Origin of the sequence: Actinomycetospora straminea, from assembly GCF_028737255.1 — a bacterium.
Lineage (GTDB): Bacteria > Actinomycetota > Actinomycetes > Mycobacteriales > Pseudonocardiaceae > Actinomycetospora > Actinomycetospora straminea.
In genome coordinates this window covers 186,521-212,092 of record NZ_JAQZAN010000011.1, presented here as the reverse complement: position 1 = coordinate 212,092, position 25,572 = coordinate 186,521, and the positions used below count along the sequence as shown (strand labels likewise).

Below are 25,572 nucleotides of genomic sequence, written 5' to 3'. Positions count from 1 at the left end.
GACCCACGGCCGCCGGACCCACGGCCGCCGGACCCACGGCCGCCGGACCCACGGCGACCGGCCCGTACGCCGCCCCCACCCGCGGCGGGCCGCCGATGCCGCGTCCGGCCCCGCGTCCCGGGCCCGCGACCGCCGAGCGCCCCTGGGCGCCGGGCGCGCCGCCGCCGCGCGCCCCCGCCCGTCCCGGTCCCCCGCCGCCCGGCCCCGGTCCGGCCGGTCGTCCCGCCGCGCCCGGGGTCCCCGCGGCCCGGCCGCTGACCGCGCCCGGCGCGGTACCGCCGCCCGGCGACGCGCCCTCGGCGTGGACCCCGGCACGGATCGCCTGGTGGTCGGGCATCGCGCTGCTCACCGGCGCCGTCGCGGGGGCGCTCGCGGCCGTCGGCACCCTGGTCCTGCCGGGCTGAGCGGGTCCCACACGCGGACGAACCGGGTGCCCCACCGCTGGCACCCAGGGTCGCCGCGTACGGTGCTGAGACGTGTCGCCCACCCTCGCCGCCGCCACCACGGTGCAGGCCCTCGGCCCCGAGTGGCTGGACCCGCAGTACATCATCGAGGCGCTGGGCCCCTGGGCCCTCGCGGGTGTGTGCCTGATCATCTTCGCCGAGTGCGGACTGCTGGTCGGCTTCTTCCTGCCCGGTGACTCGCTGCTGTTCATCACCGGCCTCGCGGTGGTCACCGGCCTCATCGACACGCCGCTGTGGCTGGTGTGCGTGCTGCTGGTGGTGTGCGCGTTCCTCGGCAACGCGCTGGGCTACTGGATCGGGCTCAAGGCCGGGCCCCCGATCTTCGACCGGCCGAACTCGAAGCTCTTCAAGCGCGAGAACGTCGAGCGCACGCAGAAGTTCTTCGACAAGTACGGCAACCGCGCCATCGTGCTCGGCCGTTTCGTGCCGATCGTGCGCACGTTCATCACCGTCATGGCCGGCGTCGGGCGCATGGACGCGCGCCGGTTCCTGACGTTCTCGCTGATCGGCGGCATCGCGTGGGCCGCCGGGGTGACGCTGCTCGGGGCCGGGCTCGGCCAGTTCGAGTTCGTCAAGAACAACATCGAGGCCATGCTCATCCTCGTGGTCGCGCTGTCCCTGGTGCCGATCGTCGTGGAGCTCGTCAAGGCACGCCGGGAGCGCAAGCTCGGGGCCCAGGGCCTGGCCGAGGACGTCCTCGACGGGGCGACCGACGAGCCGACCCAGGTCATCGACCCCGGCGTCGACGGCCCCACCCAGCACATCGACCGGCGCCGCTGACGCCCGACGGCGTGACCTACCGCGCGGCGTGCGCGCGGATCCAGGCGTGCATGGCGATCCCGGCCGCGACGCCGGCGTTGATCGACCGCGTCGAGCCGTACTGCGCGATCGCCAGCACCGTGTCCGCGCCGGCCACGGCCGCCGGCGTGAGCCCGACACCCTCCTGACCGAACAGCAGCACGCAGCGGCGTGGCAGCTCCGCGGTCTCGAGCGCCGCCGCCCCCGGGCCGTTGTCGACGGCGACCACCGCGAGGTCCTCGGCGTGCGCCCAGGCGAGCAGGGCGGCGACGTCGGCGTGGTGGTGCACGTGCTGGTAGCGGTCGGTGACCATCGCCCCCCGCCGGTTCCAGCGCCGCCGCCCGACGACGTGCACGGCCGCCGCGGCGAAGGCGTTCGCGGTGCGCACGATCGTGCCGATGTTGGCGTCGTGGTGCAGGTTCTCGATGGCGACGTGGAACGGGTGGCGCCGCCGGTCGAGGTCGGCGACGACGGCCTCGCGGCGCCAGTAGCGGTAGCGGTCGACGACGTTGCGCCGGTCGCCGGCGGCGAGGAGCTCGGGGTCGTAGCGCGGGTCGTCCGGCCAGGCCGCCGGCCCGCCCGGCCAGGGTCCGACCCCGACCGGATCCGGCCCGGTCGTCCACTCGGTGGGGCCGGGCTGGTCATCCTCGGGGCCGGGGTCGCTCACAGCCCCAGGTCGGCCAGCCCGAGCAGGGAGCGGCAGGCCAGGCCACGGGCCTCGACGGCCTCGGTCGCGCCGGTGCCGCGGTCGACGACGGTGACGACGCCGACCACGTCCGCGCCCGCCTCGACCAGCGCGTCCACGGCGGTCAGCACGCTGCCGCCGGTGGTCGAGGTGTCCTCGACGGCGAGCACCCGGCGTCCGGCGACATCCGGGCCCTCGATGCGCCGCTGCATGCCGTGGGTCTTCGCGGCCGAGCGCACCACGCAGGCGTCGACCGGCGCGCCGGGGGCGTGCATCACCGCGAGCGCGACCGGGTCGGCGCCGAGGGTGAGCCCGCCGGCGGCGTCGTAGTCCCAGTCGGCGGTCAGCTCGCGCACGAGGCGCCCGATCAGCGGCCCGGCCTCGTGGTGCAGCGTCGCGCGGCGCAGGTCGACGTAGTAGTCGGCCTCGCGGCCGGACGAGAGCATGACCTTCCCGTGGACGACGGCGAGCTCGGTGACCAGGGCCGCGAGCCGGGAGCGGCCGTCGGGGTCCACCGCCGGGGCCGTCATCCGCGGCCCGTCGCCGTGCGGGCGGCGAGCGCCCGCAGCAGGGCGCGCGGCACCATCCGCGTCGCGCCGACGATCGTCTTGTACACCGCGCCCGGCACCGACACCGCCTTGCCCGCCTCGAGGTCGTCGAGACCCTCCGACACCACCCTGTCCGCGTCCAGCCACAGCCAGTCCGGGCCCTGGCGCTCCTGCCCCAGGCGCGCGTGGAACTCCGTGCGCGTGAAGCCCGGGCACAGCGCCATCACCCGCACCCCGGTGCCGCCCAGGGTCAGGGCGAGGTTCTGCGAGAGCGTGGTGACGTAGGTCTTGCCGGCGCTGTAGACCGACCCGCGCCCGGGCAGGAAGCCAGCCACGCTGGAGACGTTGACGACGTCGCCGCGCCCGCGCGCCACCATCCCGGGAAGCGCGGCGGCGGTCAGCTCGAGCACGGCGGCCATGTTGACCTCGTAGTTCGCGTGCAGGGCCGCCGGGTCGGTGTCGACGAACTCGCCGGCGGTCGCGTAGCCCGCGTTGTTGACGAGCAGGGCGATGGGACGGCCGGCGTCCAGCCGCGCGGTGACCCGCCGCCGCTCGGCGGCCGCCGCGAGGTCGGCGACGAGCACCTCGACGTCGACCCCGTACCGCGCCCGCAGGCGCTCGGCGAGGCTCTCGAGACGGCCGGCGTCGCGGGCGACGAGGACGAGGTCGTGCCCGGCGACGGCGAGCTGCTCGGCGAACGCGGCGCCGATCCCGGAGCTGGCGCCGGTGACCAGCGCCGTGCCGTCGCGGGCGCCCCGCGGAGCGCGGCGGTCGCGCAGGGCGCCGGCGAGGCCCCCGCCCCGGCGCAGTCCGGACGCGGCGCGCACGGCGTCGAACGGGACGAGCCGCGACACGCCGGCGAGCGCCTTGAGGCCGATGCCGGGCGTCGAGACCGGGTGCCCGGCGGCGTGGTCGGCGAGCGCGGCGGCCGCCACGGCGTCGGCGTCGGGCGGGGCGATGCGCATCGCCACCGCGTCGGCGGCCCGGCCCGGGGGCGGGGTGGGGCAGACGACGGTCAGGGCCAGCCCGTCGCGCGCCAGGGCCTGGGCCAGCGACTCGGTGAGCATGGCGACGTAGGCCTGCGCGGCGCCGTCGAGACCGGGCGCGCCGGCCAGCGGCACGTAGGCCCCGGGGCCGGCGACGGTGATCGCTCCGCTCGGGCCGGGGTGCCCGCGGGCGATCATCCCCGGCAGCGCGGCGCGCAGGAGCGCCAGCACGGCGCCGGCGCCGCGGTCGAGGGCGGCGCGCACCAGGGCGGGGTCGCCGTCGGGCAGGGCCTCGGTGCCCGCCGGCGCGGGGCCGACGACGAGCAGGTCGATCGGGCGCGTGTCGGCCGCGAGGCGGCGGGCGACGAGGTCGAGGTCGTCGGCGTCGGCGAGGTCGCCGGGCAGGACCTCGGGGCGGGTTCCGCCGGGCTCCCCGCCGAGCTCCCCGGCCAGCGCCTCGAGCGCCTCGCGCGCACCGCCCGCGAGGACCAGCTCGTCGCCCGCGGCGTGCAGGCGTCGGACGAACGCGCGGCCCAGGTCGCTGTCCGCGGACGTGACCAGGGTCCGGCGCGGGACGGGTCCGCTCACCGCCCCGAGGACGAACTGCTGCGGGCGCCGGGCCCGAACTCGTCGTCCTCGATGTCGTAGGGGATGTCCGCGGGGTTGTCGCGGTGGGTCGGGCGGGGGGCGGCCGGGGGGTCGACGGGGCGGGCGGCGTCCTCGGGGCCAGCGTCGGGGGCGTCGTGGGGAGCTGCGGCGTCCGCGGGCGCGGGCCCGGCGGCGTAGGGGTCCTCCTCGCCGCCGCCGGCGGCGTCCTCGAGGGCCACCGACACCTCGACGAGCGCCTGCAGCAGGCCCTGGACGCGCTCGGGGTCGGCGCCGGCGTCGATGCTCGCGAGCACCCACGTGTCCTCGGCCCAGACGAGCGGGACGTCGTCGCCGACGAGGTCGGCGGCGCGCGCGACCTCGGGGGTGATCAGCGGGCGGGCCTGGGCGACCGAGGTGACGAACGCGTAGCGCTCGCCGACCTGGCCCAGCGAGTCGAGGCCGGCGTCGTCGGGAAGCGGCGCCGAGGGCAGGCGCAGCTCGAGCGCGACGGGGAGCGTCGCCACCCCGCGCACCGCGGCGACGATGCCGGTGACCTGGCCGGCCTGCTCGTGGTCGAAGACGTGGGCGAGGCGGCGGCCGCCGGGGCCGGGCACGGCGCCGGTGGCGAGGTCGAGGGCGCGGCCGTGCCCGCCTTGGTGCACGGCGCCGTAGCGCCAGCGGCTCGGCAGGACGGGGTCGACGTCGACGAACTCCCAGCTCTTCTGCTCGGCCCAGCGGCGCCGGTCGCGACGGTGTCCGCCGGTGCGCGCGCGGTCGGAGAGCAGGAGCAGCGCCCCGCCGCCCGCGGCGAGCGCCGCGACGACGAACCAGACCCAGGCAGGCACGCCCTGCAGGGTACGACGCCCGCGTCCCCCCATCGTGCAGCCCGTCACCGGCGCGCCGGGTCATGTGCGCACTTTCCACGGCTAGGACCGTGGAAAGCGCTCACGAAGGGGGTCGCGGGGCGCGGTTAGAGTCGGTGATCGTGAGCGCCACGCTGGTCGCGCGGGACCTCGCCGCCGCGCACGGCGCCCGGGTGCTGTTCTCCGGTCTCGACCTCGTCGTCGCGCCCGGCGACGTCATCGGGCTGGTCGGGGTCAACGGCGCCGGGAAGTCCACCCTGCTGCGCCTGCTCGCCGGGCTCGCCGCGCCGGACCAGGGATCGGTCGCCGTCACCCCGCCGACCGCGACCGTCGGCCACCTGCCGCAGGAGACCGCGCGCGTCCCGGGCGAGACCGTGCGCGCCTTCCTCGGCCGGCGCACCGGTGTCACCGACGCGGCCGCCACGCTCGAGACCGCGACCACGGCGCTCGCCGAGGGCGTCCCCGGCGCCGACGAGGCCTACGCCGTGGCGCTGGAGCGCTGGCTGGACCTCGGCGGCGCCGACCTCGACGAGCGCACCGGCGAGGTCGCCGACGACCTCGGCTTCCCCGCCGACCTGCTCGACGCCCCGATGACCGCGCTCTCCGGCGGCCAGGCCGCGCGCGCCAACCTCGCCTCGCTGCTGCTCGCGCGCTTCGACGTGTTCCTGCTCGACGAACCCACGAACGACCTCGACCTCGCGGGGCTCGAGCGCCTCGAGCGCTGGGTGCGGGAGCTGCGCGCGGGCACGGTGCTCGTCAGCCACGACCGCGAGTTCCTGGCCCGGACCGTCACCTCGGTGCTCGAGCTGGACCTCGCCCAGCAGCGGATCACCCAGTACGGCGGCGGCTACGAGGCCTACCTCGTCGAACGGGCCACCGCGCGCCGGCACGCCCGCGAGGCCTACGAGGAGTACGCCGAGAAGCGCTCCGAGCTGACCGCGCGCATGCAGACCCAGAAGCAGTGGGTGGACAAGGGCGTGCGCAACGCCCGCAAGAAGGCCACCGACCCCGACAAGCACGTGAAGCACCACCGCGGGCAGACCTCGGAGAAGCAGGCGTCGAAGATCGCCCAGACCGAGCGGCGGATCGAGCGCATGGAGGTCGTCGAGGAGCCCCGCAAGGAGTGGGAGCTGCGGATGTCGATCGCGGCGGCCCCGCGCTCGGGGACGGTCGTCGCGACGCTCGACGGCGCGGTGGTCAGGCGGGGCGACTTCACCCTCGGCCCCGTCACCCTCCAGCTCGACTACGCCGACCGGGTCGCCATCACCGGCGCCAACGGGTCCGGCAAGTCGACGCTGCTCGCCCTGCTGCTCGGCCGCCTCGCCCCCGACGCGGGCCGGGCGGCGCTGGGGTCGGGGGTGGTCGTCGGCGAGGTCGACCAGGCGCGCGGCCTGCTCACCGGCGCGGACGCCCTGCTCGACGTCTTCTCCCGGGAGCCCGAGCTCGACCGCTGGCCGACCGCCGAGGTCCGCACCCTGCTCGCCAAGTTCGGGCTCGGCGCCGAGCACGTGCACCGCGGCGCCGACACCCTCTCCCCCGGCGAGCGCACCCGTGCCGCCCTCGCGCTGCTGCAGGCCCGGGGCGTGAACCTGCTGGTGCTCGACGAGCCCACCAACCACCTCGACCTGCCCGCGATCGAGCAGCTCGAGTCCGCGCTCGCGTCGTTCGAGGGCACGCTGCTGCTCGTCTCGCACGACCGGCGCCTGCTCGCCGGCGTCGCCACCACCCGGCAGTGGCACCTCGACGCGGGACGGGTGCGCGAGCACAGGTGAGCTGGTATCGCCCGGTGGGCGGGCCGGCGGGCGGTGACTGGCTCGTATCGCTCGGTGGGCGAGCGATACGAGCCAGTAACCCGGGACTCAGGCGTCGCCGGGTCCGATGAGGCCCTCTCAGGGAGCGCGGAGGACCTCGCGGGCGAGGTCGACGAGACCGTCGTCGTCGCGGGCGGCGCCGCGGCGCTCGGCGCGTTCGAGCTCCTCGTCGCCGAGATGCTCGGCGAGGTCGTCGCGCAGCGCGGCGAGGCGGGCGGCGTCGGCACCGAACAGCGCGCCGCCGGAGCGCCGGGTGAGCAGGCCGCCGAGGAGCTCCGCGGCCTGCTCGTCGCGGCCGGACGCGGCGAGGAGCTCGGCGACGGTGCGCAGCCCGACCCACTGGTGGGTGCGGTTGCCGGTGCCGCGCCAGTGCTCGAGCGACGCGAGCGCCGAGCGGGCCGCGGCGGCGGTGTCGCCGGCGCGGGCGCGCAGCGAGGTCACCGTCACCAGGGCGACCCCCAGCACGTACTGCTCGCCGACCTCGCCCGCGAGGCGGACGGCCTCCTCGATCCGCTCAAGGGCCGCCGGTGGATCGCGGTCGGCGCGGACCTCGCCGGCGGTGTAGGTGGTCCACGGGACGAGCAGCGGGTCGCCGGTGGCCCGGACCTGCGCGTCCAGGTCGTCGGCGGCGGCCACCGCGTCGGGGTCGCCGGCGTACGCGGCGGCGAGGACGCGGGTGCAGGTGGCGAGGGTCGACGCCCGCCCGTCGCCGAGCTGCTCGCTCTCCGCCGCCGCCCGCGCCGACGCGTCGGTCCGCCCGGCGAACAGGGCGACCTCGGCGGCGAGGAACGCCAGGACCGGCCGGGCGGGATCGTCCGGGCCGGCGAGCTCCTGACCGGCGGCGACGTGACGCTCGGCGCGGTCCAGGTCGCCCGCGAACCGGGCCCCGCCGGCCGCGACCGCGTGCACCGCGGCGCCCGCCGCGCCGAGGTCCGCGCCGCCGGCGAGCAGGTCGTCGGCCCACGTGAAGATCTCGGGTGTCATCCGGACCTCGGCGACGTCGGAGAGCTGCGCGACCGTCGCCGCCGCCAGCGCCGGGTCGTGCTCGGCGCCCCACGCCACGGCCGCGCGCACCTCGTCCCACTCCGCCTCGATCGCGCTGAGCCGGCGGGCCGCGTCGGGGCCGATGAGCTGCCCGTGGCGCTCGAGGTGGGCCCGCACGTGCTCGGCGTGGCGGCGCCGGACCGTGTCGGTCGCCCCGGCCTCGTCGAGCCGCTCGCGGGCGTGGGCCCGCACGGTCTCGAGCAGCGCGTAGCGCGTCGGGCCGGTGCCGGCGTGGTCCACCGACGCGGTGACCAGCGACTTGTCCACGAGCGCGGCGAGGACCCCGTCGAGGTCGGGCTCGTCGGTGACCGCCCGCGCGGCGGCCCGCGTGAAGCTGCCGGCGAAGACGCCGAGCCGGTCGAGCACCGTGCGCTCGCGCTCCTCGAGGAGGCGGTAGGACCAGTCGACGACGGCGTGCAGCGTGCGGTGCCGGCTGGTGCCGCCGCGGTGCGGGCTGCGCAGGAAGCGCCGGTGCACCGGGAGGTCGGCGGCGAGCTCGGCCGGCGAGACCACGCGCATCCGGGCCGCGGCGAGCTCGAGGGCCAGGGGCAGCCGGTCGAGCCGCCGGCAGACCTCGGTGACCGCCTCGCGGTTGGCGTCGGTGACCGCGAACGCCGGGTCGGCAGCGCTCGCCCGCTCGGCGAAGAGCGCGACGGCCGCGTCGTCGGTCAGCGGCGGGAGCGGGCGGACCCGCTCGCCGGGCACGCCGAGCGGCTCGCGGCTGGTGGCGAGCACGCTCACCGTCGGGCAGGTGGCGGCGAGGCGCTCGACCAGCTCGGCGACGGCGTCGACGACGTGCTCGGCGTTGTCGAGGACCAGCAGCAGGCGGCGCCCGCGCAGGACCGCGGGGACCCGCTCGCGGGCGTCGGCACCCGACGCGCCCGGGGCGCCCACGGCCGCGACGACCGCCGGCGCGACCTCGGCGCCGGCGGCCACCGTCGCGAGCTCCGCGACGACCACGCCGTCGGCGAACGACCCGCAGACCGACGCCGCGACGTGCCGGGCGAGCGTCGTCTTCCCGACCCCGCCGGGCCCCACGAGCGTCACCGGCCCGTTCCCCAGCGCCCCGGTGACGCCGGCCAGGGCCGAGGCGCGCCCGATCAGCGCCGGCCCGGGGTGGGGAGCGAGGGCGTCGTTCGCTGCGTCGGGAGCAGCGGACGTGACCTTCGCTGCCACCACCACGGGCGGCGCCGGCTCCCCCGCCAGCACGCGGGCCTCGAGCTCGCGGATCGCCGGGCCGGGGTCGAGGCCCAGCTCGTCGGCGAGCACCCGCCGGTGTGCGGCGACCGCGGCGAGGGCGTCGCCCGGTCGCCCGGCGCGGTGCAGCGCGTCGACCAGCAGCTCGCGGCGGCGCTCCCGCAGCGGCGCCGCCGCCACGAGAACCTCGAGCCGCGCGACGGCGTCCCCGGGCCGCCCGAGGTCGAGGTCGGTCTGCGCGCGGGCGTCCTCGAGCTCCCGGCGCAGCTCCTCGAGGCGCACGGCGACCGGGCGGAACGGCTCCTCGTCGGCGAACTCCGCGAACGCCGGGCCGCGCCACAGCGCCAGGGCCTCGTCGAGCAGCGACGCCCGGTCGTGCGCGTCGACCGCCGCCCGCGCCCGCTCCTGCAGCCCCGCCGCCGCGGTCGCGTCGAGGGCGTCCGGGGCGAGCTCGAGCGCGTAGCCGGGCGGGCGGGTGGCGAGCGCCGTGGCGCCGACGACCCGCCGGGCCCGCGCGACGAGGCTGTGCAGCGCGGCCTCGCCGTGCTCGGGCGCGCCGTCGGGCCAGACGTCGTCCACCAGCCGGTCGACGGGGACGACGCGGCCCGGCTCGAGCGCGAGGAGGGCGAGCAGGCGCCGGACGCGGGCCGAGCGCACCGGGGCGCCGTCGACCTCGATCGCCCCCAGCACCCGCACGTCCGTCACGTCCACCACCCGCGGCCGGAGCCTAGCCACCCTTGACCCCGGATTCACCCGGTGCTTGCATGGATGCACTCGTTGCACGACTGCAAGGATGGCCCGATGGACGAGCGCGAGCGACTCGCCGCGAGCTTCGGCGACATGCGGCGCGCGATGATCCCCGCCTTCCTGCTCGACCTGCTCGCGGTGGTCGACGGCGGGGACGAGCTCTCGATGACGCAGCTCGCGACGCTGTACGTGCTCGACGGCGGCGAGCCCGTGTCCCTCGGGGCCCTCGCGGAGCGGATCGGACGGTCGGTCTCGGCCACCAGCCGGCTCGTCGACGGCCTCGTGCGGCGCGGCGTCCTCGAGCGCCGGGAGCACCCCACCGACCGGCGGGTCCGCCGGGTGGCGATCGCGGAGGACGGCGCGGCCCTGCTCCGCCGCCTCGAGCGCACCCGGGCCGACGCCCAGCTCGAGATCATGGACCGCCTCGACCCCGCGGACCGGGCCCTGGTGGCACGTGCGATGGCCCTGCTCGGCGACGCCGCCCGGCAGGAGAGGAGGACCGCGTGACCACCACGCCGCCCACGCCCACCCCGCTCGTCCTGACCCTGGACGCGATCGACCCGGCCGACCCCGCCACCCTCGGCCGCGTCGGGGGCAAGGCCGCCAACCTCGCGGCCCTCGTCCGCGCCGGCCTCCCCGTGCCCGACGGGGTGTGCGTGACGACGGCCGCCTACCGGGCCGCGGTCGGCTCGGCGCTCGACGCGCTCCTCGCCGACGCCGGCGCCACCGACACCGGCGTGCTCGCCGAGAAGGCCCGCGACGTCGTGCTCGCCGTCCCCGTGCCCGACGACGTCGCGGCCGCCGTGCGCGCGGCCTGCCCGGACGGCCTCGTCGCCGTGCGCTCGTCCGCGACCGCCGAGGACCTCCCGGACGCCAGCTTCGCCGGGCAGCAGGACACCTACCTCAACGTGGTCGGCGCCGACGCGGTGCTCGCGGCGGTGCGCCGCTGCTGGGCGTCGCTCTGGACCGACCGCGCCGTCGCCTACCGCGCGGCCCGCGGCATCGACCACGCCGCGGTCACGCTGGCCGTCGTCGTGCAGCGGATGGTCGACGCACGCTGGGCCGGCGTGCTGTTCACCGCCGACCCCGTCTCGGGCCGTCGCGGGCAGGCCGTCATCGACGCCGCACCCGGGCTGGGGGAGTCCGTGGTGTCCGGGTCGGTCGACCCCGAGCACGTCGTCGTCGCCCCCGACGGCACGATCGCCGAGCGGCGCGCCGGGACAGGCGGCACCGTGGTCCGCGCGCGGCCGGGTGGGGGCACCGCGACGGAGGCGCACGCGGCGGGCGGTGCCGGGCTGCCGGCGGCCGACGTGCACGGGCTCGCGCGCCTCGGCCGCGAGGTCGAGGAGCTCTTCGGCGCGCCCCAGGACGTCGAGTGGGCGATCGACGGCGACGGCACCCGCTGGCTCACCCAGGCGCGGCCGATCACCACGCTCTACCCGCTCGTGCCCGGGCGCCCCGGCCTGCGCCTGTTCCTGTCCGCCAACGTCGCCCAGGGCGTCTTCCGGCCGTTCACCCCGGCCGGGATCTCCGCGGCGCGCCACCTCGGCTCGGGCGTCGCCGGGCTCCTCGGGGTCGCGGTCGACGACCCCGGGCAGGGCCCACCGATGCTCGCCGAGGCCGGCGGGCGCCTGTTCGTCGACATCACCGACGTGCTGCGCAGCCGGGTCGGGCGCGCCGGGGCGGCCGCGCTGCTCGGGGTGATGGAGCGCCGGTCGGCCGAGGTCATCGCCACGCAGCTCGACCGGCCGGAGTTCTCGCCGACCCGGCGCTCGCCGCTGCCGGCCCTGCGGCGGGTGGGCCGGATCGCGCTCCGGTACCGCATCCCGCCGGCCGTCGTCGGCGCCTGGCTGCGCCCCGCGCGCGCCCGGGACCGGGCCCTCGCGCGCGTCCGGGCGGCCGAGGCGGCGCTGCCGGCGCCCGCCGACGCCACCCGGGCCGAGCGCCTGGAGCGGGTCCGGTGGATGTTCGCCTGCTTCGCCCTCGTGCCGCCGCGGATCGCGCCCGCCCCGCTCGCCGGCTTCCTCGCCCTCGGCCTGGCGGCGCGGCTGCTCGGCGACCGCGCCCGTCCCGGCGAGCTCGGCACCGTGCTGCGCGGCCTGCCGCACAACGTCACCACGGAGATGGACCTCGCGCTCTGGGACCTCGCCGTCCGGCTGCGCGACGACCCCGCCACGGTCGCCGCGCTGACCGGGACCGCGCCCGCCGACCTCGCCGCCGAGCGCGACACCTGGCCGCCCGCGCTGGCCGCGGGCCTCGGCGCGTTCCTCGCCGTCCACGGCCGGCGCGCGGTCGCGGAGATCGACCTCGGCGTGCCGCGGTGGTCCGACGACCCCACCCACCTGCTCGGCGTGCTGGCCAACTACGTGCGCCTCACCGACGCCGTGCGGGCGCCGGACGCCGTGTTCGCGCGCGGCGCCGCCGAGGCCGAGATGGTGATCGCCGCCCTGGCCCGGCGGTCCGGTGTGCTGCGCGGGCGGCTCGTCGCCCACGCCCTCCACCGGACCCGGGCGCTCGCGGGCCTGCGGGAGCTGCCGAAGTACTGGCTGGTCACGGTGCTCGCCGCTGCCCGGGCCGAGCTCGCCGCGGTCGGCGCCGACCTCGTCGCCCGCGGCCTGCTCGACGACGCCGACGACGTGTACTTCCTGGACCTCGCGGAGGCCGGACAGGACCGCGACGACACCGATCGGCGTGCCCTCGTCCGCGCCCGCCGGGACGCCCACGCCCGCGAGCTGCGCCGCCGGCACGTCCCGCGGATCGTCCTCTCCGACGGCACCGAGCCCGAGGCACTCGTCGCGACAGGCGACCCGGGAGACGGCGCGCTCGTCGGCGTGCCGGCCTCGGCCGGGACGGTGACCGGCCCGGTCCGGGTGATCACCGACCCGCAGGGCGCCCACCTCGAGCCCGGCGACGTCCTCGTCTGCCCGTCCACCGACCCGGGCTGGACGCCGCTGTTCCTCACCGCCGGTGGGCTGGTGATGGAGATGGGCGGGTCGAACTCGCACGGCGCGGTCGTCGCCCGCGAGTACGGCCTGCCCGCGGTGGTGGGGGTCCGCGGGGCCGTCGACCGCCTCGCGGCCGTGGCCACGGTGCGGGTCGACGGCACCCGCGGACGGGTGGAGCCTCAGGACAGCCGGTAGAAGCGGAAGATGTCGTTGTCCAGCTCGTCGAGCACCTCCACCTGCGCGAACCCGGCCTCCCGGGCGTACGCCTCGAGCGTGCTGCGCCGCATGACCGTGCCGGTGCCGACCGAGCCGGCCGTGGACAGCCCGTCGGGCAGGCAGCACATCAGCGAGAAGCCGTAGAACAGCCGCTCGACCTCGTCACCGTCCGGGGCGAAGGCGTCCGCGACCTTCTCGTCCATGATCAGCACGGTGCCGCCGGGTGCCACCGCCCGGCGCATCGCGGCGAGCACCGCGACGGGGTCGGGCATGTCGTGCACGCACTCGAAGGCGCAGACCAGGTCGTACGCGCCGGCCTCGGCGGTGGCCACGTCGGCGTGGTGCACCGCGACGCGGTCGGCGACGCCCTCGTCGGCGGCGTGCCGGCGCGCGGCCGCAACCGACGCGGCGTCGACGTCGAACCCGTCGACCCGCGCCGACGGGTACGCGCGCGCGATGCCGACGGCCGACCAGCCCTCCCCGCAGCCGACGTCCGCGACCCGCCCGCCGGCGCGGAGGGCCGCGTCGACGTCGGGCAGCAGCGGCAGGTGGTCGCGGGACAGGCCGTCACGCAGCAGCGGGCGGTTCTGGGCCGCCTGGCCCTCGCGCGCGTCGTCCCCGAGCTGCTCCCAGCTGACCCCGCCACCGGTGCGGTAGGCCTCGAGGAGGTCGTCGATGCGGCGCAGCGACGCCATGAGGATGCGGGCGAACGGGGTCAGGATCGCCTCGCTGTCGAGGTCGGCGAGCACCGGGACGTGCTCCGGGGGCATCGCGAAGCGGCGCTCGTCGGGCGCGGCGGCGGGGTCGTCGACGGTGAGCAGGCCGCTCACCGCCTGGTACTCGAGCCACTCGCGGGCGTACCGGGCGGAGGTCCCGGTGCGCGCGGCGAGCTCCGGGGCGGTGGCCGGGCCGTCCTGCGCGAGCGAGGCGTACCAGCCGAGCCGGTCGCCGAGGTAGAGCGCGGTCGTGTGCTCCATCCCGAGGATCCAGCCGAAGACGGTCTCGGCGCAGGCGTCGGTCGAGTGGGTGCGGGTGTTCTCGGTGGTCGTCATGCGTCGACGGTGGCGGCCGGCCCTGTCGACCCGGTGTCGTCCCGCTGCCGCGTCCCGGCGCGGAGGAACAGCGCGCTCCCGGCCGTGGCGAGGACGACGGCCACGGCGATGCCGGCGGTCGGCCCGCCGGCGGCGTCGGCGGCGAGGCCGGCGAGCGCGGGCCCGAGCAGGCCCCCGGCCGCGGCGGCGAGGTGCAGCACCCCGAGGCGCAGCCCGAAGCCCGTCACACCGAAGAGCTGCGCGGCGGCGGCCCCGCTGACCCCGACGAAGGCGCCGTGGGCGCACCCGAACGCGACCGCGACCAGCGCCGACCCCACGACCCGGCCGTCGGCGAGCAGCCACGCCCCGAGGGTCACGGTCATCGCGACGGCACCGACGCGGCAGACGGTCCAGGCACCCCAGCGCGCCACGGCCGGCACGGCGGCGACCCGCGCGAGCAGGCTCGCCGCCCCGGCGGCGGCGACCAGGGCGGCACCGGTGGCGAGGTCGGCGCCGCGCGCGCCCGCGAACCCGGCGAGGTGCACGTAGGGCACGAACATCGCCGCGCAGAGCCCGACGTCGCCCAGGACGAAGCGGCGGAACGCCGGGTCGCGCAGCGCCGGCCCGACCGTGCGCAGGCCCGGGGCGGCCGCGTCCGGATCGCCGCCCGCGGGGACGGCCGGCACGCACGCGCCGAGCACCACGGCGGCGATCCCCGCCAGCACGAGGGCCGCGTCGCGCAGCCCCAGCGCGCCGACCAGGGCGACCGTCGACGGCGGGGCGACGACGGTGGCGAGGCCGGCGCCCGCGGTCGCGAGCACCAGCGCGGGCCCGCGACGCCGGGCGACCGCCCCGACGGCGGCCTGGAGGGGGACGAACAGGCACCCGGCCCCGCCCCCGACGCCGAGCGCGAACCCGGCGGCCGCGAGCGGGAACGACGGGGCGAGCGCCAGGACGACCAGGCCCGCGGGGACCGCGACGGCGCCGAGCGCGACGAGGTGCCGGGGTCCGTGGCGCTGGGCCCGCGGGCCGGTCACGACGCCGAGACCCAGCATCGTCGCGAGCGTCGCGGCGAGCATCAGCGACGCCGCGCCGGCGCCGACCCCGAACTCGGCGGCGACCGGCCCGACCAGCGGTCCGGTCCCCGTGGCGAGCCCCAGGGCCACGGTGGTGGCGGCGACCGTGGCCGCGAGCAGCCGGCCGATCCCCCGGGCCGGCGGCGCGGCGACGTCCGTGCTCACGAGGTGACCAGCGGCGCCGGACGGAAGTACTCGCCGGCGACGGAGTCGCGGTAGCGCGCCTCGCCGACGGCCGCCTCCAGCGCCACGGTCTGGCTGGCCTGCGCGCGCAGCGCGGCGACCTTGCGCTCCAGGAGGTCCCCGGTGAGCTCCAGGTCGACCACCAGCTCGTCGGACGGGCAGGGCGCGAACGCGTCGTCGCTGTCGTCCATGGGCTCGACGAACTCCCCGAACCGCGCGACCCACGCCTCGGTGACCGCGGCGTGCAGGACGCGCGGCGGCGCCGCCAGCCGGCGGACCGCGTGGTCGACCCACGCCGAGACCGCGCGGTGGTCGCCGTGCCCGGTGATCCCGTCGGGGCCGAAGGTCAGGACGGTGTCGGGCGCGACCTCGACGAGCAGCGCCGCGAGCTCGTCGACCGTCGCGGTGCCCGGGTCCGGTCGCAGCGCGCCGTCGAGGTGGCAACACCCGCGGCCGAGGAAGCGGTGCTCGATGGCGGGGTGCAGGGCGGCCAGCGAGTCGACGATCTCGACCGCGCGCACCCCGGCGAGCTGCGCCGGCGGGTAGCGCCCGGGGTCGTCGGTGCCGTGCTCGCCGCGGGTGGCGGTGACGACGACGACCCGATGGCCGGCGGCGGCCGCGGCGGCCAGCACGCCCGCCGACAGGTAGGCCTCGTCGTCGGGGTGCGCCCAGACACCGACGATCGTGCCCAGGCGGGCGACGGCGTCGGTGGTGGTGACGGTGGGTGCGGTGGCGGGTGCGGTGGCGGTCATGACGCGCTCCTCGGGACGGTCGTCGTCGACGTCCCCGAGGGTCGGCGGCCGGGCTGTCAGCCGGCGTGCACGCCGCTGTCAGCCCCGAGGTGCCGGCTGACGGCGTCGCGGGCCAGGGCGAGGGCCTGGTGTCGGTCCGGGGCCGGCTCGACCGGGCGCCCGCGCGGCCGCTCGGGGTCGTCGGGGGCGTCCGGGGCCCGGTCGGCGGCGGCGTCGAGCAGGTCGGCGGTGGCGGCGTCGCCCAGCTCGCGCAGCAGGTCGGCGAGGTTGCGCAGGGTGACCCACTGGTGGCCCCAGTTGCCGCCGCGGTCCCAGTGGTCGATGACGTCGCGGTAGCCCACGAGCGCGGCGGGGATGCGCCCGGCCCGCGAGAGCAGCGAGGCGAGCCCGACGGCGGCGATCGCCTCCAGGAACGTCGAGCCGACCGACCGGGCGGCCGTGATCGCGGTGCGGTAGCCGCGCTCGGCCCCGGCCGTGTCGCCCTCGACGCTGTCGATCTCCGCGGTGACGTAGGCGACGAGCCCGCGCAGGGTCGGGACCTCGCCGGCGGGCAGCAGCGCGACGATCTCCCGGGCCCGCGCCGGGTCGCCGGCGTAGAGCGCGGCGAGGGCGCCGACCCCGGGCTCCGGGACGGGCCCGTCGGCGTGCGCGACGGCCTCGAGCTCGTGGGTGACGGCGTCGTCCCAGCGCCCGGCGGTGAGGTCGGCCTGGGCGAGCGCAGCGAGCGCGAGGCGCCGGTCCTCCCCCGCGGGGGCCCGGGCGAGCGCGGCGCGGGCCAGGCGCTCGGCGACCGGGGCCTCGCCGCGCATGTACGCGTCCTGCCCCGCGGCCCCGAGCACCCGGGCCTCGAGCGGGTGGCCCGCCAGCCCCGGGTCGTCGAGCAGCGCGCGCGACCAGCCGCGCACCTCCACGAGGTCGCGCCACGTGGCCGCCTCGACGAGGGACACGGCCATCGCGGCGGCGGCGTCGAGGTCACCGCGCGTGCGGGCCAGGCGCCAGGTCGCGCGCAGGTTGCCGTGCTCGCGCTGCAGGACGGCGTCGACGGCCGGCTCCTGCGCGGTGCGGCCGGTGCGCTCGACCCAGGTCGCGAGGTCGACCGCCCAGCGCACGACGGCGGCCTCGGCGGCGTCGGCCTCGCCCGCGGCGACCAGCTCGTCCCGCCCGTAGGCGCGCAGGGTCTCCAGCACGCGGTAGCGGGTCCGGCCGGTACCTGCCCCCGTGTCGGCCTCCACCATCGACGCGTCGACGAGGCGGGCGAGCAGCTCGCCGGCGTCGGTGTCCAGGCCCAGCCCGTCGGCGACCGCCTCGACCGCGGTCGGGTCGACGCCGTCCGCGAACACCGTCAGGTGGCGGAAGAGGCGCTGCTCGTCGGGGGTGAGCAGGGCGTAGGACCAGGCGACGGTGGCGCGCAGCGTCCGGTGGCGCGCCGGGGCGCCGCGGTTGCCGAGCAGGTCGAGCGCGCGGTCGAGCCGGGCCGCCAGCGCCGCGGGGGCGAAGGTCGACAGGCGTCCGGCCGCGAGCTCGATCGCCAGCGGCAGGCCGTCGAGGCGTCGGACGACGTCGGCGACGTGGGCGAGCTCGTCGGCGCCGAGCACGAGGTCCGGGCGGACGCGGGCCGCGCGGTCGAGGAAGACGGCGACGGCGGGGACCCCGGCGAGCCCGTCGGGCCGGTCACCACGGGCGGGCACGGCGAGCGGCGCCAGGCGCACCACCGCCTCCTCGGCCAGGCCCAGCGGCTCGCGGCTCGTGACCAGCACCGTCACCCCGGGCGCGCGCTCGAGGAGGGTCGCGACGAGGTCCCGCACGCCGTCGAGCAGGTGCTCGGCGTTGTCGAGCAGCAGCAGCCGCGGGGCGCCGGCGAGCTCGTCGAGGCAGGCGTCGAGCACGTCGCCGGTCAGGGAGCGCAGGCGCAGCGCCTCGGCCAGCGCGTGCGGCAGGGCCGCGGGGTCGGTGACGGGCGCGAGCAGCAGCGTCGCCGCGGCGGGCGCCCGGGCGGCGAGCTCGCGGGCCAGCCGCGTCTTGCCGACCCCGCCGGGCCCGACCACCGACACCAGCCGCTCCCGCCCGAGCAACGTCCCGGCCGTGGCGAGCTCGGCGTCGCGGCCGTGGAGGGTCCGCGCCGTCGGGGCCGGGGGTGCCGGCGGTGCCGGTGGCGCGACGGCGACCGGGGCGGGGGCCAGCTCCCCGTCCGCCACCGCGCGCTCGAGCTCGGCCAGCGCGGGCGAGGGGTCGAGGCCCGCCTCCTCGGCCAGGCGCCGGCGGTACTCGCGGGCGGTCTGCAGGGCCCGCGGCGCCTGCCCGGTCGCCGCGCGCGCCCGCACGAGGCCGAGCACGGCGGGCTCGCGCCATGGGTCCTCGGCCACCGCGTCCGCCGCGGGGGCGAGGGCCTCGTCCGCCGCGCCGGCCGCGATCAGCGCCTCGACCAGCCGGTCGGTGACGTCGCACCACAGCTCGCGCGCCGCGTCGGCGGCCGCCCGCAGGCCCGGGACGTCGAGGAGGTCCGCCAGCGCCGGGCCGCGCCAGGTCGCGCGGGCGGTGCGCAGGCACTCGGCGGCGGCGCGGGGGTCGGTGAGGTCGCGGGCGCGGTCGCGCAGGTCGCGCACCCGGCGCAGGTCGAGGGCGTCGGGCGGGAGCCGCAGCCGGTAGCCGCCCGCGACGGTGACCAGGCGCGGCGCCGCGGGCCCGAGGTCGGCGCGCAGGCGCGAGACGTGGCTGTGCACCGTGGCGCGCCCGCCGTCGGGCGGCTCCTCCGGCCACAGCGCGTCGACGAGCTGCTCGACCGTCAGCGCCCGGCCCTCGGCCAGCGCGAGCAGCGCCAGCACGGCGCGCCGCTTCGGCCCGCGCACCGCCACCGTCGCGTCCCCGACCCGCAGGCGCAGCGGCCCGAGCACGTCGACGCACGCCGCCGGCCCGTCCTGGTCGTCGCCCACCGTGACGAGCATGCCCGGCTGCCAGCGCCGTGCAAGGGGCCTGTCAGCCGCTCGGCTCAGTCTTCTCGAGCACCGAACGCCACACCGTCACCGGGAGGCCCCCGTCATGTACGCCCTGCTCATCACGTTCACCTCGTCCGTCGACGCGGAGGACATGGCCGCCGACGCCGCGCACTTCGCCGAGGCCGTGCGCGCGGTACCCGGCTTCGTCGCCAAGACCTGGCTGCACGAGGGCGCCCACCACGGCGGCTTCTACCTGTTCACCGACCGCGCGGCCGCCGAGGCCTACCGCGACGGCCCCCTCGTCGCGGGCCTGCGCGCCCACCCGGCCTTCAGCGACCTCGAGGTCCGGGGCTGGCCGACCAACACCGAGCTCGGCGCGCTCACCGGCGCGATCCCCGCGCCCGCGACCGCCTGACACGCCGGCACACGACCCCAGGAGGAGGAGATCACCGTGACCACCCTCGACACCCGCGAGGACGCCCTCGTCGCGACCCTGCGCACGACCCTCGCCGGCGACGTCATCGACCGCGCCGACCCCCGCTACGACGAGGCCCGCGCGGTCTGGAACGGGCTCGTCGACCGGCACCCCGCGGTCATCGCCCGCTGCGCCGGCACGGCCGACGTCGTCGCCGCCCTCGCCGCGGCGCGGGCCCACCGCCCACCGGTCAGCATCCGCGGCGGCGGGCACCAGGTGGCCGGCAGCGCGGTCTGCGACGACGGCCTGGTCATCGACCTGTCGGGCCTCACCGCCGTCACCGTCGACCCCGAGACGCGGACGGTCCGCGTCGGCGCCGGCGCCCGCTGGGCCGACGTCAACCGCGCCACCCAGCGCCACGGGCTCGTCGTGCCCGGCGGCGAGGTGTCCGAGACCGGCGTCGCCGGCCTGACCCTCGGCGGCGGCATGGGGGCGGTGCAGCGCGCGTTCGGGCTGTCGTGCGACGCCCTCCGGGCGGTGGAGATCGTCACCGCCGACGGGGTGGTGCGCACCGCCAGCGCCACCGAGCACCCCGACCTGTTCTGGGCGGTCCGCGGCGGCGGGCGCGGCATCGGCGTCGTCACGACGATGGAGTTCGCCGCGCGCCCGCTCGGCCCGCAGGTGGCCAACGCGCTGGTGCTCTACCCGATCGAGCAGGCCGCGGCCGTGCTCGACGCGTGGCGGGCGCTGGTGCCGACGCTGCCCGAGACGGTGTCGCCCGAGTTCGCGCTGTGGAGCGTGCCGCCCGACCCGGAGCTGCCGACCGAGATGCACGGCGCCCCGGTGGTCGTCGCCGGCGGCCTCTACGCCGGACCGGCCGAGGAGGGTCTCGAGGTGCTCGCCCCGTTCGCCCGGCTCGGCACGCCGCTGGTGGACGCCACCGCGATCACCGACTACACCGCGAGCCAGTCGGCCCTCGACCCGCTCTTCCCGGCCGGGGCGCGCTACTTCTTCAAGTCCCACTTCCTCGAGCACATCGACGACGGCGCGGCCGCCGCGATCCTCGACGCGGGCCGGGACCGCCCGACGCCCGGCTGCATCGTCGTCGTGCGCACGATGGGCGGGGCGATCGCCCGGGTCAGCGACGACGAGAGCGCCTTCGCCCACCGCGGCGCGGCGTTCAACGTCAGCATCGACGCGGGCTGGACCGACCCGGCGATGGACGACGCGGCGATCGGCTGGGCGCGCCGCGGCTGGGACGGCCTCGCGCCCTTCGGCACCGGCGGCGTGTACGTCAACTTCGCCGGGCTCGACGAGGACGCCGACCGCGCCACGTCGTTCGGCGCCCACGCCGGGCGGCTCGACGCGATCGCGCGCACCTACGACCCCGACGGTGTCCTCGCCGGCGCCGCGGTCCGCCCCTGAGATCCCGGGAGTCGACGAGGTGTCACCACGGGGCCACCTCCGTAGCCCGTTCGGGTGACGCAGGGCCGATCGCGCAGCACCTCTTTACGACGTTGCGTCATCGGCGGACCGTGGGGCGCGCGGCGGTGTCGGACCGCCGCGCGCCAACGGGGGGCGAGGAGGCCCGACGACGACCGGCGGGTGCCGGGGTCGTCGGCGGCCACGCGCTCGTCGAGCCGCTCGACCGTGTCGCCGCGGCGGCACTCCTCGCTCACCACGAGGGGAGTGACCATGACCCGGACCCAGGAGCCGCGGACGGCCCCGGCACCCGCGCCGGAGATCGACCAGGGCAAGCTGGAGGCCTTCCTCGGCAAGGTGGTCGACGAGGTCGGCGCCGCCTACAACACGGTGCTGACGGCGATCGGCGACCAGCTCGGGCTGTATCGGGTGCTCGCCGACGCCGGACCCCTCACGACCGCCGAGCTCGCCGAGCGCTCCGGGACCGCGGAACGCTACGTGCGGGAGTGGGCCAACGCCCAGGCCGCGAGCGGTTTCCTGCGCTACGACGCCGCCGCCGGCCGGTACGAGCTCCCCCCGGAGCAGGCGTTCGTGCTCGCGGACGAGTCCAGCCCGGTCTACCTGGCGGGCATCTTCCAGGGCGCCCCGGCGGTGTTCGGGCTGACCCCGCGGATCGTCGAGGGCTTCCGCAGCGGGGAGGGTGTGGGCTGGCACGAGCACGGGGCGGCGCTGTTCGAGGGCACCGAGCGGTTCTTCCGCTCCGGGTACCGCGCGAACCTGGTCTCCGACTGGATCCCGGCCCTGGACGGGGTGGAGGAGAAGCTGCGCCGCGGCGTCGCGGTCGCCGACGTCGGGTGCGGCCACGGCGCCTCCACGCTCCTGCTCGCCGAGGCCTTCCCGAGCTCGACGTTCGTCGGCTTCGACTACCACCGGGCCTCGATCGAGGCGGCGCGCGGGCGAGCCGCCGACGCCGGCCTGGGCGCCGACCGCGTGCGTTTCGAGGTCGCCGGTGGTGACGAGTACCCCGGCACCTACGACGTCGTGGCGATCTTCGACGCCCTGCACGACATGGGTGACCCGCTGGCGGTCGCGCGCCACGTGCGGGAGTCGCTGACCCCGGACGGCACGTTCATGCTCTTCGAGCCGGCGGCCGGTGACGACGTCGCCGACAACCTCAACCCGGTCGGACGGCTGTACTACGCGATCTCGACCATGGTCTGCACGCCGGCCTCGCTCGCGCAGCCGGGACGTGCGGCGCTCGGGGCCCAGGCGGGGCCGGCGCGGCTCGGCGAGATCCTCACCGAGGCCGGGTTCACCCGGGTGCGCGAGGCCGCCCGCACCCCGTTCAACATCGTCCTCGAGGCCCGGCCCTGATCCCGTGGCCGACCGTGCGGTGCTGAGCGAGGGGGAGTCGTCGATGGTGTCCTGGCGAGCGGAGCTGGCCCGCGAGCGTGTCCGGGGCGGCGCGCGCCACGTCGTCGCCCTGTTCCGCGTGCTCGCCGGCGTCGTGTTCGTGCTGACGTCGCTCGGCAAGTTCACCGCCGGCGAGGTGTACGTGGCCCTGTTCGAGAGCTACGGCCTCCCGGGCTCACCGGCGCTCGTGCTGCTCACCGGCACGGTCGAGCTGATCGGCGGCATCCTGCTCGTCGTCGGTCTCGGCACCCGGCTCGTCGCGGTCGTCCTGGCCGGCACCATGGTGGTGGCGATCGCGACGGCGGGCGTGGCCATCGGCGGCCCGGTCCACCTGGGCCTCGCCCCGACCCTGCTGCTGGTCTTGGTGCTGCTGCTCTGGGCGGGGCCGGGCGCGGCGTCGCTCGACGGCCGCCTCCTCGGGCGGGCGGGGCCGGGTCGCCCGGCACGGGCGTGACACGCGCCCCTCCGCACCAGCACCGAGGTTCGGACGCGCACACCCCCGGGAAACGAACGGCGCTCTCGCGGCGGAAGCAGCGAGAGCGCCGTTCATTCGTCCAGGGCGACCGTAGACGGCCCAGCCCGCTGCGCCGTCAGGCCGCGCCCGACACCACGAGCGCGCCGGTGCCCATGTCGGCGGACTCGTCGAGGTCGACGGCCACGGTGTCGCCCTCGCGCACGTCGCCGGCGAGCAGCGCCCGGGCGAGCTGGTCGCCGATGGCCGACTGCACGAGCCGGCGCAGCGGGCGCGCACCGAAGATCGGGTCGAAGCCCTGCAGCGCGAGCCACTCGCGGGCCGCGTCGCTCACCGCGAGCGTCAGCCGCCGTGCCGCCAGCCGGGCGCCGAGGCGCTCGAGCTGGATGTCGACGATCGACGTCAGCTCCTCGGTCGACAGCGCGTGGAAGACGACGACGTCGTCGAGCCGGTTGAGGAACTCCGGCTTGAACGAGCGCCGCACGACCTCCATGACCTTCTCCCGCCGACCCTCGTCGTCGAGCGCCGTGTCCACGAGGGCGTGGGAGCCGAGGTTCGAGGTCAGCACGAGGATCGTGTTGCGGAAGTCCACCGTGCGGCCCTGGCCGTCGGTCAGGCGCCCGTCGTCGAGCACCTGCAGCAGCACGTCGAACACGTCCGGGTGCGCCTTCTCGACCTCGTCGAGCAGCACCACCGAGTACGGGCGACGCCGCACGGCCTCGGTGAGCTGGCCGCCCTGGTCGTAGCCGACGTACCCGGGCGGCGCGCCGACGAGGCGGGCGACGGAGTGCTTCTCGCCGTACTCGCTCATGTCGATGCGGATCATCGCCCGCTCGTCGTCGAAGAGGAACGCGGCGAGCGCCTTGGCCAGCTCGGTCTTGCCGACGCCGGTGGGGCCGAGGAACAGGAACGACCCGGTGGGCCGGTCCTCCTCCGCGATCCCGGCGCGGGCGCGGCGCACGGCGTCCGAGACGGCGCGGACCGCCTCGGCCTGGCCGACGACGCGGCGGCCGAGCTCGTCCTCCATGCGCAGCAGCTTCTGCGTCTCGCCCTCGAGCAGCCGCCCGGCGGGGATGCCGGTCCACGCCGACACGACGTCCGCGACGTCGTCCGGCCCGACCTCCTCCTTGAGCATCACCGGGGCCGCCGACGCCGCGTCCGCGGCCTCGAGCTCCTTCTCCAGGGCCGGGATCTCGACGTAGCGCAGCTTCGCGACCCGCTCGTAGTCGCCGTCGCGCTCGGCCCGGTCGGACTCGCCGCGCAGGCCCTCGAGGCGCTCCTTGAGCACCCGCGAGCCGTCGATCGCGTCCTTCTCGGCCTGCCAGCGGGCGGTCAGCGCCGACAGCTCCTCGCGACGCTCCGCGAGCTCGGACCGCAGGGCGGTGAGGCGCTCGCGGGAGGCGTCGTCGGATTCCTTGTCCAGCGCCATCTCCTCGATCTCGAGGCGGCGCACGATGCGCTCCACCTCGTCGATCTCGACCGGTCGCGAGTCGATCTCCATGCGCAGCCGCGAGCTGGCCTCGTCGACGAGGTCGATGGCCTTGTCGGGCAGGAAGCGCGCGGTGATGTAGCGGTCGGACAGCGTGGCGGCGGCGACCAGCGCGGCGTCGGTGATCCGCACGCCGTGGTGCACCTCGTAGCGCTCCTTGAGCCCGCGCAGGATGCCGATGGTGTCCTCCACCGTCGGCTCGCCGACCAGCACCTGCTGGAAGCGGCGCTCGAGGGCCGGGTCGTGCTCGATGTGCTCGCGGTACTCGTCCAGCGTGGTCGCGCCGACCATGCGCAGCTCACCGCGGGCGAGCATCGGCTTGATCATGTTGCCGGCGTCCATCGCGGACTCGCCGGTCGCGCCGGCCCCGACGATGGTGTGCAGCTCGTCGATGAAGGTGATGACCTGGCCCGCGGAGTCGGTGATCTCCTGCAGGACGGCCTTGAGCCGCTCCTCGAACTCGCCGCGGTACTTCGCGCCGGCGACCATCGAGCCGAGGTCGAGCGCCACGACGCGCTTGCCGCGCAGCGACTCGGGAACGTCCCCGGCGACGATGCGCTGGGCCAGGCCCTCGACGATCGCGGTCTTGCCGACGCCGGGCTCGCCGATGAGCACGGGGTTGTTCTTGGTGCGCCGCGACAGGACCTGCACGACGCGGCGGATCTCGGCGTCGCGGCCGACCACGGGGTCGAGGCTGCCGGAGCGGGCGCGCTCGGTGAGGTCCTGGCCGTACTTCTCCAAGGCCTGGAACGTGCCCTCGGGGTCGGCGGACGTCACGCGCCCGGAGCCGCGCACCTTGGTGAACGCGTCCTTCAGTGCCTCGGGCGTCGCGCCGTGGCGGGTCAGCACGTCGGCGGTGCGCCCGCCGGCCGCGGCGAGCCCGACGAGCAGGTGCTCGGTGGAGACGTACTCGTCGCCCATGTCCGCGGCGAGCTGCTGGGCGTGCTGGAGCACGCGGGCCATCTCGCGGTCGAACTGCGGCGCGGCGACGCTGGAGCCGCTCGCGCTCGGCAGGCCCGCGAGGACCTTGCCGACGTCCTGGCGGACGGCCGACGGGTCCGCCCCGACCGCGCGCAGCAGCGGCTCGGTCAGACCGTCGGTCTGGTCGAGCAGCGCGGCCGCGAGGTGGGCCGGCGAGACCTGGGGGTGGCCGTCGACGGTCGCCGCGCGGACGGCGTTCGAGACCGCCTGCTGCGTGCGGGTGGTGGGGGTGAAGTCCATCGGGTGTCCTCCTGCGCTGGGGAACGGGCGGCCCACCAAGCCGTCCTTGTTCTTGAGTCTACCTGGCTCAACTCTAGGGAACCGGAGTTTCTTCCCGCTCCGGAGGAGCCCGACCGGTCACCCACAGCAACGACGACGAGCGGCACCGGTCGAGCGCGTCGTCGCTGCTCACGGTGCCCGCGCGCACCGTCCGGCGCACGTGGCGAGCCGGACGACCCGTTCGCGTGGGGACCCTGCGTGACGAGACATGACGGGCTGTCATAGTGGTCGCGA

General features: G+C 77.4%; 18 protein-coding genes and 2 pseudogenes. 9 read left to right on the top strand and 11 right to left on the bottom strand.

From position 1 onward, the window contains the following. Both PH190_RS16710 and PH190_RS16705 read left to right on the top strand, forming a co-directional pair. A pseudogene (locus PH190_RS16710) lies at positions 1 to 404 on the top strand (hypothetical protein); the annotation flags it as partial. A gap of 72 nt (positions 405 to 476) precedes the next feature. Further along, positions 477 to 1,244 (top strand): DedA family protein, encoded by a 768-nt coding sequence (locus tag PH190_RS16705; protein ID WP_274232654.1) that lies wholly within the window; start codon positions 477 to 479, stop codon positions 1,242 to 1,244. 16 nt (positions 1,245 to 1,260) lie between these two features. Here the strand turns inward: PH190_RS16705 and PH190_RS16700 are convergent, their stop codons facing one another. From PH190_RS16700 to PH190_RS16680, 5 genes and pseudogenes are all read right to left on the bottom strand, one after another. Further along, the gene (locus PH190_RS16700) at positions 1,261 to 1,929 is read right to left on the bottom strand and encodes a TrmH family RNA methyltransferase (RefSeq protein WP_274232653.1); all 669 of its coding nucleotides are present in this window, start codon (positions 1,927 to 1,929) and stop codon (positions 1,261 to 1,263) included. Then, positions 1,926 to 2,477 carry an orotate phosphoribosyltransferase gene (gene pyrE, locus PH190_RS16695; RefSeq protein ID WP_274232652.1) on the bottom strand — a complete coding sequence of 184 codons (552 nt, stop codon included), beginning with the start codon at positions 2,475 to 2,477 and terminating at the stop codon, positions 1,926 to 1,928. The genes PH190_RS16700 and pyrE overlap by 4 nt, the downstream gene beginning before the upstream one ends. Further along, positions 2,474 to 3,274: an SDR family NAD(P)-dependent oxidoreductase gene (locus tag PH190_RS30825; RefSeq protein ID WP_274232664.1), complete on the bottom strand. Its 801-nt coding sequence runs from the start codon at positions 3,272 to 3,274 to the stop codon at positions 2,474 to 2,476. Before PH190_RS30825 ends, pyrE begins: the two co-directional genes overlap by 4 nt. Before the next feature lie 198 nt (positions 3,275 to 3,472). Next, positions 3,473 to 4,069: pseudogene (locus PH190_RS30820) on the bottom strand (SDR family NAD(P)-dependent oxidoreductase); the annotation flags it as partial. Further along, the gene (locus PH190_RS16680; RefSeq protein WP_274232651.1) at positions 4,066 to 4,914 is read right to left on the bottom strand and encodes a type III secretion system chaperone family protein; all 849 of its coding nucleotides are present in this window, start codon (positions 4,912 to 4,914) and stop codon (positions 4,066 to 4,068) included. The gene PH190_RS16680 and the pseudogene PH190_RS30820, both read right to left, overlap by 4 nt. A gap of 140 nt (positions 4,915 to 5,054) precedes the next feature. On the opposite strand from PH190_RS16680, the gene PH190_RS16675 reads away from it, so the two are divergent. Continuing rightward, positions 5,055 to 6,704: an ABC-F family ATP-binding cassette domain-containing protein gene (locus tag PH190_RS16675; protein WP_274232650.1), complete on the top strand. Its 1,650-nt coding sequence runs from the start codon at positions 5,055 to 5,057 to the stop codon at positions 6,702 to 6,704. A 117-nt stretch (positions 6,705 to 6,821) separates the two neighbouring features. Here the strand turns inward: PH190_RS16675 and PH190_RS16670 are convergent, their stop codons facing one another. Then, complete coding sequence (locus tag PH190_RS16670) at positions 6,822 to 9,698, bottom strand: ATP-binding protein (protein ID WP_274232649.1); 2,877 nt, start codon at positions 9,696 to 9,698, stop codon at positions 6,822 to 6,824. An 87-nt stretch (positions 9,699 to 9,785) separates the two neighbouring features. On the opposite strand from PH190_RS16670, the gene PH190_RS16665 reads away from it, so the two are divergent. Together PH190_RS16665 and PH190_RS16660 are read left to right on the top strand one after the other, a co-directional pair. Then, on the top strand, positions 9,786 to 10,238 hold the full coding sequence (locus PH190_RS16665; RefSeq protein ID WP_274232648.1) for a MarR family winged helix-turn-helix transcriptional regulator: 453 nt from the start codon (positions 9,786 to 9,788) through the stop codon (positions 10,236 to 10,238). Next, entirely contained in the window at positions 10,235 to 12,871 is a 2,637-nt protein-coding gene (locus PH190_RS16660) for a PEP/pyruvate-binding domain-containing protein (RefSeq protein ID WP_274232647.1), read from the top strand. Before PH190_RS16665 ends, PH190_RS16660 begins: the two co-directional genes overlap by 4 nt. Here the strand turns inward: PH190_RS16660 and PH190_RS16655 are convergent. Genes PH190_RS16655 through PH190_RS16640 form a run of 4 tightly spaced genes read right to left on the bottom strand, consistent with a single transcriptional unit; the run spans position 12,856 to position 18,864 of the window. Beyond that, positions 12,856 to 13,944, bottom strand: a complete 1,089-nt coding sequence (locus PH190_RS16655) for a class I SAM-dependent methyltransferase (protein WP_274232646.1) — start codon at positions 13,942 to 13,944, stop codon at positions 12,856 to 12,858. The two genes, PH190_RS16660 and PH190_RS16655, sit on opposite strands and share 16 nt — an antisense overlap. Beyond that, complete coding sequence (locus tag PH190_RS16650) at positions 13,941 to 15,164, bottom strand: MFS transporter (RefSeq protein ID WP_274232645.1); 1,224 nt, start codon at positions 15,162 to 15,164, stop codon at positions 13,941 to 13,943. The genes PH190_RS16655 and PH190_RS16650 overlap by 4 nt, the downstream gene beginning before the upstream one ends. Continuing rightward, positions 15,161 to 15,934 carry a PIG-L deacetylase family protein gene (locus PH190_RS16645; protein ID WP_274232644.1) on the bottom strand — a complete coding sequence of 258 codons (774 nt, stop codon included), beginning with the start codon at positions 15,932 to 15,934 and terminating at the stop codon, positions 15,161 to 15,163. The genes PH190_RS16650 and PH190_RS16645 overlap by 4 nt, the downstream gene beginning before the upstream one ends. A 56-nt stretch (positions 15,935 to 15,990) precedes the next feature. Next, a complete protein-coding gene (locus PH190_RS16640) occupies positions 15,991 to 18,864 on the bottom strand; it encodes an AfsR/SARP family transcriptional regulator (RefSeq protein ID WP_274232643.1) in 2,874 nt (957 codons plus the stop codon). A 106-nt stretch (positions 18,865 to 18,970) separates the two neighbouring features. Here PH190_RS16640 and PH190_RS16635 point away from each other — a divergent pair, with 106 nt between their 5' ends. The 4 genes from PH190_RS16635 (at position 18,971) to PH190_RS16620 (ending at position 22,571) form a co-directional block, all read left to right on the top strand. Then, the gene (locus PH190_RS16635) at positions 18,971 to 19,282 is read left to right on the top strand and encodes a YdhR family protein (RefSeq protein ID WP_274232642.1); all 312 of its coding nucleotides are present in this window, start codon (positions 18,971 to 18,973) and stop codon (positions 19,280 to 19,282) included. A gap of 36 nt (positions 19,283 to 19,318) precedes the next feature. After that, complete coding sequence (locus PH190_RS16630) at positions 19,319 to 20,707, top strand: FAD-binding oxidoreductase (protein WP_274232641.1); 1,389 nt, start codon at positions 19,319 to 19,321, stop codon at positions 20,705 to 20,707. A gap of 270 nt (positions 20,708 to 20,977) precedes the next feature. Continuing rightward, positions 20,978 to 22,078, top strand: a complete 1,101-nt coding sequence (locus tag PH190_RS16625; RefSeq protein ID WP_274232640.1) for a class I SAM-dependent methyltransferase — start codon at positions 20,978 to 20,980, stop codon at positions 22,076 to 22,078. Positions 22,079 to 22,082: 4 nt separating this feature from the next. Next, positions 22,083 to 22,571 carry a DoxX family protein gene (locus tag PH190_RS16620; RefSeq protein WP_274232639.1) on the top strand — a complete coding sequence of 163 codons (489 nt, stop codon included), beginning with the start codon at positions 22,083 to 22,085 and terminating at the stop codon, positions 22,569 to 22,571. Positions 22,572 to 22,707: 136 nt separating this feature from the next. Here the strand turns inward: PH190_RS16620 and clpB are convergent, their stop codons facing one another. Next, complete coding sequence (clpB, locus tag PH190_RS16615) at positions 22,708 to 25,299, bottom strand: ATP-dependent chaperone ClpB (RefSeq protein ID WP_274232638.1); 2,592 nt, start codon at positions 25,297 to 25,299, stop codon at positions 22,708 to 22,710. Positions 25,300 to 25,572: the final 273 nt, after the last annotated feature.

Coding starts and splice junctions, on each gene's coding strand:
- pyrE (WP_274232652.1), bottom strand. CDS start 2,477: ATGACGGCCCCGGCGGTGGACCCCGACGGCCGCTCCCGGCTCGCGGCC.
- PH190_RS16665 (WP_274232648.1), top strand. CDS start 9,786: ATGGACGAGCGCGAGCGACTCGCCGCGAGCTTCGGCGACATGCGGCGC.
- PH190_RS16655 (WP_274232646.1), bottom strand. CDS start 13,944: ATGACGACCACCGAGAACACCCGCACCCACTCGACCGACGCCTGCGCC.
- PH190_RS16645 (WP_274232644.1), bottom strand. CDS start 15,934: ATGACCGCCACCGCACCCGCCACCGCACCCACCGTCACCACCACCGAC.
- PH190_RS16635 (WP_274232642.1), top strand. CDS start 18,971: ATGTACGCCCTGCTCATCACGTTCACCTCGTCCGTCGACGCGGAGGAC.
- PH190_RS16625 (WP_274232640.1), top strand. CDS start 20,978: ATGACCCGGACCCAGGAGCCGCGGACGGCCCCGGCACCCGCGCCGGAG.
- clpB (WP_274232638.1), bottom strand. CDS start 25,299: ATGGACTTCACCCCCACCACCCGCACGCAGCAGGCGGTCTCGAACGCC.